The organism is Paenibacillus kobensis NBRC 15729 (assembly GCF_004000825.1).
Lineage (GTDB): Bacteria > Bacillota > Bacilli > Paenibacillales > Paenibacillaceae > Paenibacillus_T > Paenibacillus_T kobensis.
The window spans coordinates 36182-47359 of sequence record NZ_BILZ01000050.1 but is presented as its reverse complement, the minus strand read 5'-3'; the positions used below and the strand labels follow the sequence as shown (position 1 = coordinate 47359).

Here is an 11178-nt window from a genome sequence, read left to right as displayed (position 1 = left end):
TCAAGCACGAGCTTCACCATTTGCATCGGGCTCCAGCTCATATCGCATACGAGAAGATCGAATGTGCCTGGCTTGAACTTTACATCGGATGCGTTCCGTTTCATAATCTTCAAGTTCGGATGACGCTTCAACGAGGGGTGCATGTCGCCTGGATCAACCGCCGTCACCTTCACGCCGCGCTCCAACAGAAGCGATGTCCAACCGCCCGGCGCTGCTCCGATGTCGAGCGCCTCCCGGTACTGGCTGTATTGAAGACCGAAAGCGCGTTCCGCTTCGATCAGCTTGAACTTAGCACGGGAGATTTGACCGTCCTCCCGGTGGAACCGGATCGCTCCGCCCGGCCAGTCGGACATCAGTTCTTCCGGCGTACCGATACCGTACATCAGCTGGTCCTTCACGGCATACACGGACACGATTTGCTCCGGACTGCGCTGGTCCGGCTCCGCTCCGATATCCCGCAGCGCGGCATCGACCGATGTCTTCGTATCCAGCACGGAACGTTCGAACGCGCTCCCTTCCGCTCGCCGAATATGAACAGCAGCATGTTTGCCCGTCAATACGGCCTGCGCAACACGCACCTGTTCCGACAGCCATTCCAGCGGATCGCGTTCGCCGTCCAGAACGAGAATACCGTCAATCGGCTGAATATGGCGCAGAAACACGGACGGGTATTCGCTCAGCACCCTCAGCGTCTCCGTCCGATCGAAAGGACTCTCGATAATGAATGTCTCTGCCGGCGCCAATACCCGGACGGAAGCTCCAGATAGCGTGCGGCGAATCTCTTCCATGGCAAGCGGCGCGTAGCCTTGATTCGAAGTGCCGATCCATGCCGTTACCGATGGCATATCCATACTCACTTGACGGCTCCTTCCTGTTGCGGCAGCACTCTTATCCAAGGTCTGCCGTGCTGCCAATCCACTTCAATCGGCAGCTCATATGCGCTAGACAACACGGACGGCTGCAGAACCTGCTCCTTCGTGCCTGCAGCCGCAATGCGCCCATCATGAACGAGCGCAACATGCGTGAATAGCGGAACGATTTCTTCAATATGATGCGTAACATAGATAACCGTGATATCACGGTTTTTCAGCAGTTCCAGATCAGCCAGCAACTTCTCGCGTTCATACAGATCAAGCCCCGCACAAGGCTCGTCCATAATAAGCAGCTTCGGCTCCTGCATAAGGGCGCGCGCCAGCATCACTTTCTTCCGTTCACCTTGCGACAGCGTTCCGAGCGGCTGGTCCGCCGTATGCAGCAATCCGACCTCAGCAAGCAGCGACTTCGCTTTCGCCTGCACCTCTTCCGGAATCTCTTGATAGAACCGCAGGAAAGCGTACTCGCCCGTCGCAACGACCTCCCATACCGGATCGCGCAGCGTCAGTTTCTCGATCAACGACTGCGATATATAACCAATCTGCTTGCGTACTTCGCGCACGTCGACCGTGCCGAACCGGTTGCCAAGCACGTCGACCGTACCGCTCGTCGGAAACTGATAGCCGGTCATGAACTCGAGCAGTGTCGTTTTGCCGGAGCCATTCCGTCCGAGAATAACCCATTGCTGGCCTTTGCTGATATGAAGATTAACGCCATTTAATATCGTACGCTCATCGCGCTTGAACGTTATGTCCTGCAAATGTATCAAAGTTAACTCCCCCTTCACGATCGGATATCCAATCCATCCGTATCATTGCTTCGAGCTCTCACCCGTTGATCCGTCTCTCGCGGCTCTCTCCCGCACTTCATCAGGCATTGCCCTATAATGCAGGACCATGTCCTTCGGCGCATGCTGCGAGAGCAAGCGGTACATTTGCATCCGACCCGCCTCGCTGGACGTGTGCAAATAAACCTCTTGCGGATAAATCCCGTGTTCGACTATATATCGGACAACTTCGAGCCCCGTCGGTTGCCCATACCCAAGATCGTAATCCAGCGACAAAATGCCGACCGGCATATTCGCCAGCAGCATTATGCATTCTTCGGCATCGCGTGCAAGCACGAAACCGGACGGACATTTCCGATAGTCGTCCAAAAAAATATGCTTCAGCGTTCCGTCCCCCATATTACCATCCGCTCCAGCTGTTGTTTATGTGATCCCGCGCCTTCGGTCGGCGTCTCCAGTACGAAGGGGACGTTCTTAAGCTCCGGCGCTTGAAGCAGCCAGCGCAGCCCTTGCTCGCCGATCATTCCCGCACCGATCGCGGCATGGCGGTCCTTGCGCTGTCCCGATTCGTATTTGCTGTCGTTAAAATGAATGGCCTCGATGTGCGGCAATACTCCCGTTTCAGTCGCTTTCTTCAACCACGGCGCATTCGGCTCGCCGTTCCAGCCGCCGCTTGCGAACAAATGGCATGTATCCAGACAGAAGCCGATCTGCAGTGGAGCATTACATAAGCTGCGCACTGTCGCCAGCTCCTCGAACGTCGTGCCCATGAACGCATGGTCGCCCGCTTGATTCTCGATCAGCAGCTTCGCCTTGCCGTCCCACTGGGCTGTCACCTCGTTCAATGCCGTAATAATGTTCTGGTAACCGGCCAGCGGCTCAGCACCTTTATAGATACCGAAATGAACGACAACACCGATCGAACCGCACGCTTCTGCTATATCAAGGTCGTTAAGCAACGATGAGACGGTCCGGCTTCGCTGATCCGCATCCGCCGCAGCCAGATTCGTCGGGTAAGGCGTATGCGCGATCGAATGCAGCCCGCGTTCGGTGCAGTAAGCGGCGCACCGCTTCGCATCCGTACGGTCGAACGATTTAACGGAGAGCGCCCGCGGATTTTTCGGAAAATATTGAAATGACTTCGCGCCCTGCGCCTCCGCTCTCACGGCTGCCGCCAAATAACCGCCTCTGGTACTCACATGACAGCCGTACAGCATGTTATTGCTCCGGTTGGCACGAAGGGCAGTAGAACATTTTTTTCGAGGCGACTTCCGATTGCTCGATTGCGGTGCCGCATTGCAAGCAAGGCTGGCCGCCGCGGTCGTAGACACGGCAGCGCTCGTTGTAGCCGCCCGTCAGCGTATCCCCGAGGAACGTCGGCGATTCCATGTATCCGCCTGCTGCGGTCGCATCGCGAAGCACCGATTGCGTCGCACGGAACAAACGCTCCCATTCCTCGTCGCGAAGCGACGGGATGCGAGTATTCGGCCGAATCGATGCAGTAAAACAAATTTCGTCTGAATAACAATTGCCGATGCCCGCTATCGTCTGCTGATCGACGAGTGCCGATTTCAATACGCCGCGTTTGCCCTGGAACAACTTCCTGAATGATGCTGCCGTCAGCCGCGGATCCAGCGGCTCGGGTCCGAGTTCCTTGAACCGTTCGACTGCTTCCTTCGCGGACAGCAGATGGACGTAACCCAGACGCAGTCCGATTCCGAACAGCTTATGGCTGCCGAACGACAGTTCCACCTGTACCGTCCGGTCAGGACGGTCTTCTTCATCGCCATAATACAACGAGCCGCCGAGCATCAGATGGATGACGAGTCTGCGGCCATCGTCCAGATGCAGCAGCAGATGCTTGCCTCTTCGTTCGACGAACCAGACGGTTCTGCCGACGACATCCGAAATGAACGCGTCGGGCTCCATATTTATCGTTTTATCGCGCGTTACCGCAGCACCGGTTATCAGCTTGCCGGCAATCCGTTCCGACAGCATGATGCGATACGTTTCCATTTCCGGTAGTTCTGGCATCCGTCCTCTTCCTTCCTGTCCGTACGTTTCCTTCTCTTATTGCCCGATTCGCTCGGATATATACGAGCTTAACGCATCCAAGTCCGCGCATACAACGTCCGCTCTGCAACCGGCTCTCGCTGCATAATGTTCCAAGTTGTCTGCCGTCGTAAGTCCCGTCAGCACGAGAGCTGTAACACACCCCGCCGCGATGCCGGCACCAATATCCGTCGCAAGATTGTCTCCTACAACCAGCGTATCGCACGCCTCGACGCCAAGCCGCTCCAGCGCATAGTTCATTAGAATCGGCGAAGGTTTGCCGATAATCGTCGGCGCCTTGCCGCTCGCTGCTTGCAGCATCGCGCCAATCGAGCCAGCCCCTGGCATTAAACCATGCTCGGAAGGCAGCAGCAGGTCTGGATTCGTCATAACCGACTCCGCTCCGCTAAGCAATTGATCGACAGCTTGCGCCATTTTGCTATAAGTAAGCTCCCGGTCGATGCCTTGGAGCACGACATCAGCTCCGTTCTCGACGGGCTGAAGTCCTGCTTCCACCGCGGCTTCGCGCAGTCCGCTCTCTCCTATAATAAACACTTTAGCGCCGGGACGGCGCTCCGCCACATATTCGGCTGCTGCGCCTGCCGAGGTACAGACATCCTCTGCCCGGGCTGGAAGCCCCATTCCCCGCAACCTTGCCGCGAAAGCCTCCGGCGATAACGAAGAGTTGTTCGTTACATATAAGTAAGGAATGTTTCTTGCCGTCAGCATCTCCATTAAACGGTCCGCTCCGGCAATCATCCTCGTACCGTGATACAACGTACCGTCTAGATCGAGAAGCACACCTTTTATTGTTCGCCCCGAATTTTTCATGCCTGACCCGCTTTCGCTTGGGTAAGCACCCGATCGATCCAATACTCTGCAATAACGCCGTCCTTGAGCGTCGGTACGATATCGGACCAACGGTCATCGCCCGCAAGCCGGAGCACGAAATGATGAAGCGCACCAAAATGGGTGTCAACCGCAAATCCCATCGTAGATTTCTCATCTGGCACAAGCGCAAGCGATGAAGGCTCCGGCAGCGTCCCTGGCGTCCCGCGAAGCAGATGGACCGCCGGTACGGCATCCCGTTCCAAATCGCAAGTAATAGAACCTTTCGAGCCAACGATTTGAATATCGAATGCTTCGGATCCAAGTGCGACGCGCGATACTTCCGCCATGCCGTTCACGCCAGATTCGGTCGTAAGATGGATGATCGCCCAGTCGTCGATGGCCATCTCTACGAGTTCCGTGCTGCCTGCAGCAGCCGGTCGGCGCTTCACATGCGTATGAACTCGTCCGTCCGCGTGCGCGACCTCGCCGAACCAATACCGGAACAGATCAAGCGCATGAACGCCTAGATCGCTGATCGCTCCGCCTCCGGACATGCCCGTATCGAGTCTCCAGCTTACCGGACGCTCTGCGTTCAGATAACCGGACCGGCGGTACGCGATTTTACATTGCAGAATGTCGCCGACAACGCCTTGCATTACCAGTTCGCGTATACGCATAGCAGCCGGATGATAACGGAAAGTGAAAGCCAATTGCTGCGTCAGTCCCGAAGCGCTAACCGCTTGCTCCAGCGCAGCTGACGAATCGTATTGATCTGTAATCGGCTTCTCGCAATAAATTGCTTTGCCGCCTGCAATGGCCGCTCTCGCATCTTCGTCATGCCGATTGTTCGGCGTGCAAATGTCAAGAACATCGACTTGCGGATCAATCGCTGCTTCCGCAACGCTTGAGACGATTCGCCGGAAGCCGATCGCTTCCGCATGCGCCCGGTTGCGCTCCGGATCGCGCGTAATAAGAGTATCGAGCACCGGAACAGCCGGGACTTTCTTGACGATTGGCAGCGCGCGGAGCGCTGTCATATGGGTTTTGGCTATATTTCCGAAGCCGCTGAAGGCGAATCGGATCGTATTCATGTATGTATTCCCCCTGCCGCTGTCCTATCAAAATCACCTTGTACAATAACAAACAGCCTTCTGCCACAATAACATAGCTGTTGCCCTGTTGCCAAGCACATGTGACGCATGCGGCAATCGCTAGTTAAAGCTCATGTCAGCCTATGAAAATAAGCGTCCCTCACAGAGACGCTTATTGCCAACAACACAGTAATCGCTTCATTAACGTCCCGCTTTGCGGAGAAGCCGGTCGATACGGTGCTTGAGCGCATCGATTTCTTTGCGCCGCTTACTGTCTGCTTTGCCGCTTAGCGGATGACTAAGCGCAAGTTCAAGTGCGGTGCGGCCGTAATGGAGCGCTTGATGAATGTCTTTAGCCCGATGCTCGAAATACATGGATAACTCCACATGCGCATCCCAATTCAGCATTCCTGATGCTTGCTCAGCGGCGTCCGCCGCTTTCTCCCATAGAGCGGTCGCACACGCCCAATCGCCAAGCCGCTTATCGCGTTCCGCGAGCCGGTTCCAGACAGCCGGCGTGCCCCGTTCCGACGTCCGGACCAGTTCGAGCAGAGGCAGCGCGGAGTCATGGCGGCCCATTCGTTCCAACCACAGTCCAGTACGGACTAGCTCCTCCGGCTCCGTCGGAATCGGGAACGCTTCACCGATTCTGCCACCCAACAGGTGTCCGAACCGAATAGCAAGCGCGGCCAGCGAAAGCATATCGATCTCGTTATGCTTGAACACATCGAGAAGCGGCTGCGGATCTCCGTCTGCCAAATAAGCAAAGTACCGCCCCGGCGCCTCCGAACCAGGCAAATCGTCTTCACGGAATACGCCTAGCCGTTCTTCTTCGACATAACTAAGCTTGCAGGAGACGAGTGTATTGCGCCAAATACTTCTGGAAGGATGCAAAAAATCAAGATGGAGCGGCTCCCATACCCGGCTGCCGAATCCATTCATAATAAACCGGCTCTGCATAACCGGCCAGTCGAACGTTCGGCCATTATACGTCACGAGATATCGGAACCGCGGCAGCCGTTCCTTCAAATCGGCCAGCATTGCGCGCTCCTCAGCCGGATGGCGGATCAACGATTGCCGGACGACATATTCCCCATTCTCGAAATAAGCGATGCCTAGCATGAACGGCACGTTACCCGCTCCGGCTCCTAATCCGGTCGTTTCCAAATCGAGGAACAACACTTCTTCGCCAGCAAGCCTTGCTGTAGTCTCCTCATCAGCGTGCGAACCGGCACCCATCACTTCCTCGATCCCGTGAAAAGCTGCGAGCGAGGAGGAAGCCTCGCCCCATTCGGAAAAAGCATGGATACCGTGCTGGTACGAAACCGGGTAGCGCGTTTCTTTCAACAGAAACTCTCCCGACTCATTGCGTGCAAGCCGGACACCATGCGGTTCCCACTCCGGTACGATTTCGAGGACATCTGCAGGCAGAGACATGGAAGTGTGTGTCTGTTCCGACTCAGAAGCCGAAGCAGAAGCGTCCAGGCGGCCCCCTCTATCACTGTCAGTCTCATCTTGATCCGGAGTCGCAGCAGATAACTCCCTTTCGTCAATTTCGGCCGCGCCCGTCGTCTGCTCCGCAGCCGTTTCAGTTGAGGCGCTCTGTCCGCGCAGCCGGTTGAACCGGTCGCGAAATGCACTCATCGGCCTGCACCCGCTTCCTCAAGCAACTGGAGCGCTTGTGTTTTGCCGAGCAGTCCGACCTCCTCGATCGGTCCAACGCATGCAGGACAACCGCTTAAGCAGGTGCAATTGCGAATCATCTTGTGCGCCCGCTCCAGCAGCTCATCATGGACATCGAACAGCCGCTCGCTAAGTCCGATCCCGCCAGGGTACCGGTCGTAGAAATAAATCGTCGGCCGCTGCGTATGCACCGCCTTCACCTGCGGCACGACACGAATGTCGAGCGGATCGCACATGAGATAGACCGGCGCAATATGAACGAGCACGTTGGCAAGGCCTAGCAGTGCACACTGCATTTCGTTCGTCCCTTTGCCTGCCGCCGCCTCCTCGCTGAACGAGAACCAATAGCCGCTCGTATGCAGCTCCTCTTCGGGCAGGTGGATCGGTCCGGAGCCGATATTTTCGTGCGTGCGCAGTTTGATCTTTTTGAAAATCGTCGCCTTCGCATTAACCGTCACTTCGCCGTAGGTTCGTACGATCTCGCCGCTTATGCGCTCCTTGTCGGCATGCAGCACCTTCAGCTCTACCGCCATATTCGCATCGGTGTAATAATCGACGTCTACCTGTCGGACATAAGCTTTCTTCTCATGATAGTCCAGCTTCTCGACCTGATACTGGACACCCTCATGAATATAGATCGCCTCGTCATGTATGAGCGTCGGTGCACTGAACCGGTCGACCTCACCGAGCACGCGGCTGCCCTCGCTCATATCGATGATGATGAAGTTCTCCTGCGCCGCCGAGCGCAGCGATATGCCATGGGCCGGGAACGACTGCTCCATCCAATACCAGCGGTTGCCCGTTCGGTGCAGCACCTTCTCTTCCACCAGAAATTCAAGCATATCTTCAAGCGTCTCCGAGCCGAACTTCTCGCCCATCTCGAATGGCAGTTCATAAGCGGCACACTTCACATGATCGATTAGAATAAGCAGATTGTCGGGATGAATCAGCGCCCGCTCTGGCGGACGGTTGAAGAAGTATTCCGGGTTCTGAATGATGTACTGATCCAGCGGATTGCTGCTTGCCACCATGAACGTCACCGAGCTCGTCTGCCGCCGGCCGGCGCGCCCTGACTGCTGCCACGTACTCGCAACTGTGCCCGGATACCCGTTCAGCACACATGCCTGCAGCTGCCCGATGTCGATGCCGAGCTCGAGCGCGTTCGTACTGACGACACCTCGAATTTCGCCGCTTCTTAAGCCCCGTTCGATCTCGCGGCGGAGCTTCGGCAGATAACCTCCCCGATAGCCGCGAATCGTCTTGTCGTTCACTTTGTCCTTGATAAGCTCCTGCAAGTAGGTCAGCAGCAGCTCGACCCGAACCCGGCTGCGAGCGAACACGATCGTCTGCACGCCTTGCCGAAGCAGCATGCCGGCAAGCTTGCGTGTCTCCAGAACGCTGCTGCGGCGAATGCCGAGCTGTTGATTCACGACCGGCGGATTATAAAATATAAAATGCTTCTCGCCCATTGGAGCCCCGTTATCGTCGACTAGCGTAACCTGTTCGCCGATCAGCCGCTCCGCGTGCTCGCGCGGATTGTCGATCGTCGCGGATGCGCATATAAATTGCGGCGACGAGCCATAGAACTTACAAATCCGCTTCAGACGCCGAATAACGTTCGCCACATGGCTCCCGAACACGCCCCGGTAAGCATGCAGCTCATCGATAACGATATAGCGGATATTCTCGAACAGCTTCACCCATTTCGTATGATGAGGCAGGATGGCCGAGTGCAGCATATCCGGATTCGTCACAACGATATGTCCCGCATTCCGTATAGCCGTCCGCACCGTCGGCGGCGTATCGCCGTCGTATGTATGCGTCTTAATATCGACTTCCATTATATCTGCAAGCTTCTGCAGCTCTGCGACCTGGTCCTGCGCAAGTGCCTTCGTCGGGAACATGTACAGCGCCCTGCCGTCATCATTCTCAAGCAGCGATTGCAGCACCGGCAAATTGTAGCACATCGTCTTGCCCGATGCCGTAGGTGTAACGGCTACGACATGCCGTCCTTCCCGTACCGCTTGATAGGCCTTGGCCTGATGCACGTACAGCTCGTTGACCCCCCGATCCTGGAGCGCAGCCTTCAGCTTTGAATCCAAATCATAGGGAAGCGGCGACGTACGCGCCTCGCGAGGCGGTATCGTATGCCAGTGCGTCACGTTGTCCATCAGTTCCGGCTCATGCTTCAATTGCTCCAGCCAATCGTCCAAGTCGTCGGCTCGGCCCGTCCATCGGTTCATCCCTGTATCCTCCCGCATTCCGTACACGTAGTCTAGCTACATTGTACAGAATGCATGTTCGGCTGGCAATGGAAAGGATGGACAGCCGCTTGCGAAGAACAGCCCGCCCCAACCGGACGGGCTGGCAGAGCGGGCTTCAATCTTCACTATGCTGAGTCCGATCAGACGTATGGAGGCTCCCACGTTTTTTTGTCCCAACCGAGCTTGCTGCTTAACACATTCATCTGACGGTCCAACGTAACCGCAGCTGTATAGGGGAGCTTATGATTGTGCCAGAAACGGACGTCTCCCCAAGTTACCTCATACCCGTCAAGCTTCTCCTTCACTTGAACGTGCACATTCGTTGCAAAAGACAAGAATGCACGCACGCCGTCCGTTCCGAGCGTCGCAACAACCGGCTCTGATCCGCTAAGCGAGGTCGATTTCCATATCTTTGCTTCCATTACGATGCCCTTCACGCCGATCGTTCCTGTCTCATAGCACTCTGCGCCATCGATAACAAATTGCCAGGTCAGACCGGACATATGCGGCAGCAGCGTAATCCGGTTATTCGTACCGAAGACACGCTCCAGTTGTTTCTTCCGTCTTCGGCGTTCTGCGAGACGACTGAGCATATACACGAAGGTCAAGCCATACAGGATGTCGAACATCGCGCCTGCCGCAGATCCCTCCACAATTCCAGTCAGCCATAGCAGCGCTGCAGCAGTATGGATACCGAATATATAAGGATCGAATAAGCATAACGAATCCAGATGAAGCCACCGTCTTGTAAAAGGCCGCAGGCATTGAACGCCATAACCATTGAAGAGATCCAGCGTAATATGAAAAATAACAGCCAGCATCGTCCATAAGACGAGCAGCACTGCATGCTCCCATACGCCGAACAGCCATGCCGCCGGCAAACCGATTGCGGCCGCCCACACAGGCGGCGCCGGCAGAGAATGCGTAATGCCGCGATGATGGCGCAAATAAACGGTTTGCCCTTTCAACCGGGCAACAGCATCAAAATCAGGCGCATGGCTGCCAATGAGCGAAGCAGCAATTAGCGCATGCTGCAGCGACGGATCGGCTCCGACAGCCGGGATGGCAAGCGATGCGCCAGCTAACGTCAGTCCGAGCAGCAGATGACTTCCGGTATCCATTCGATCTACCCCTTCCAATTCTGATGCTGGCATCATACCAAGGCCGCTTCGCGCCTTCGACCATATCGTATCAGCGAACCGTTAACACATTGTTTACGGTTTCTATCGAAATTGTAAGGAAGGGGCTGTCACACGTATATTTCGCCGCCCGCTACCGCATCTTATACAAGGATTCGCAAGAGGAACTGTTCCGCTCAATCCAAATCATACACCGCTAATAGGAGGCCGAACCCAAATGGCTAAACCAGACGACCGCAGCAACAACGCATCCCGAATTCGCAATTCGATCGAGAACACGGAACAAAATTTACAAGAGGCACAAAGCTATCTCGACGAGCACGCAGAAGAAATTTCGCCTCAGGAGCTTAGCGCCATCCAAAGCAAAAACAAAGGCCGGCAAGCGGCCATCGAAGGCTTCCAGAGCGAACTCCAAGACGAAGAACCGCTCGAATCGTAAAATAATCGGCTATAATGCA

At 55.8% G+C, this 11178-nt stretch carries 11 protein-coding genes; 1 reads left to right on the top strand and 10 read right to left on the bottom strand.

Going from position 1 to position 11178, the window contains the following annotated elements; translation table 11 throughout:
• The 10 genes from PKO01S_RS22400 to PKO01S_RS22355 all read right to left on the bottom strand — a co-directional run.
• Positions 1-851, bottom strand: an 851-nt coding sequence (locus tag PKO01S_RS22400; RefSeq protein WP_127533674.1) for an RlmE/FtsJ family methyltransferase, incomplete at its 3' end; no start/stop codon positions are given.
• Between the two features lie 2 nt (positions 852-853).
• Entirely contained in the window at positions 854-1642 is a 789-nt protein-coding gene (locus PKO01S_RS22395) for an ABC transporter ATP-binding protein (protein WP_127533667.1), read from the bottom strand.
• A 42-nt stretch (positions 1643-1684) separates the two neighbouring features.
• A complete protein-coding gene (locus PKO01S_RS22390) occupies positions 1685-2059 on the bottom strand; it encodes a cyclic-phosphate processing receiver domain-containing protein (protein ID WP_307719849.1) in 375 nt (124 codons plus the stop codon).
• Positions 2041-2877 carry a deoxyribonuclease IV gene (locus tag PKO01S_RS22385; protein ID WP_127533666.1) on the bottom strand — a complete coding sequence of 279 codons (837 nt, stop codon included), beginning with the start codon at positions 2875-2877 and terminating at the stop codon, positions 2041-2043. The genes PKO01S_RS22390 and PKO01S_RS22385 overlap by 19 nt, the downstream gene beginning before the upstream one ends.
• A 1-nt stretch (position 2878) precedes the next feature.
• Positions 2879-3694 (bottom strand): Fpg/Nei family DNA glycosylase, encoded by an 816-nt coding sequence (locus PKO01S_RS22380; RefSeq protein WP_127533665.1) that lies wholly within the window; start codon positions 3692-3694, stop codon positions 2879-2881.
• A 36-nt stretch (positions 3695-3730) separates the two neighbouring features.
• The gene (locus tag PKO01S_RS22375) at positions 3731-4543 is read right to left on the bottom strand and encodes an HAD-IIA family hydrolase (protein WP_127533664.1); all 813 of its coding nucleotides are present in this window, start codon (positions 4541-4543) and stop codon (positions 3731-3733) included.
• Positions 4540-5634, bottom strand: a complete 1095-nt coding sequence (locus PKO01S_RS22370; protein ID WP_127533663.1) for a Gfo/Idh/MocA family protein — start codon at positions 5632-5634, stop codon at positions 4540-4542. Before PKO01S_RS22370 ends, PKO01S_RS22375 begins: the two co-directional genes overlap by 4 nt.
• A 201-nt stretch (positions 5635-5835) precedes the next feature.
• Positions 5836-7278 carry a ribonuclease H-like domain-containing protein gene (locus PKO01S_RS22365; protein WP_127533662.1) on the bottom strand — a complete coding sequence of 481 codons (1443 nt, stop codon included), beginning with the start codon at positions 7276-7278 and terminating at the stop codon, positions 5836-5838.
• Positions 7275-9560, bottom strand: coding sequence for a DEAD/DEAH box helicase (locus PKO01S_RS22360; RefSeq protein ID WP_127533661.1), 2286 nt, complete (start codon positions 9558-9560; stop codon positions 7275-7277). The genes PKO01S_RS22365 and PKO01S_RS22360 overlap by 4 nt, the downstream gene beginning before the upstream one ends.
• 161 nt (positions 9561-9721) lie before the next feature.
• Positions 9722-10702, bottom strand: coding sequence for a metal-dependent hydrolase (locus PKO01S_RS22355; RefSeq protein ID WP_127533660.1), 981 nt, complete (start codon positions 10700-10702; stop codon positions 9722-9724).
• A gap of 235 nt (positions 10703-10937) precedes the next feature.
• On the opposite strand from PKO01S_RS22355, the gene tlp reads away from it, so the two are divergent.
• A complete protein-coding gene (tlp, locus tag PKO01S_RS22350) occupies positions 10938-11159 on the top strand; it encodes a small acid-soluble spore protein Tlp (protein WP_127533659.1) in 222 nt (73 codons plus the stop codon).
• Positions 11160-11178 lie beyond the last annotated feature (19 nt).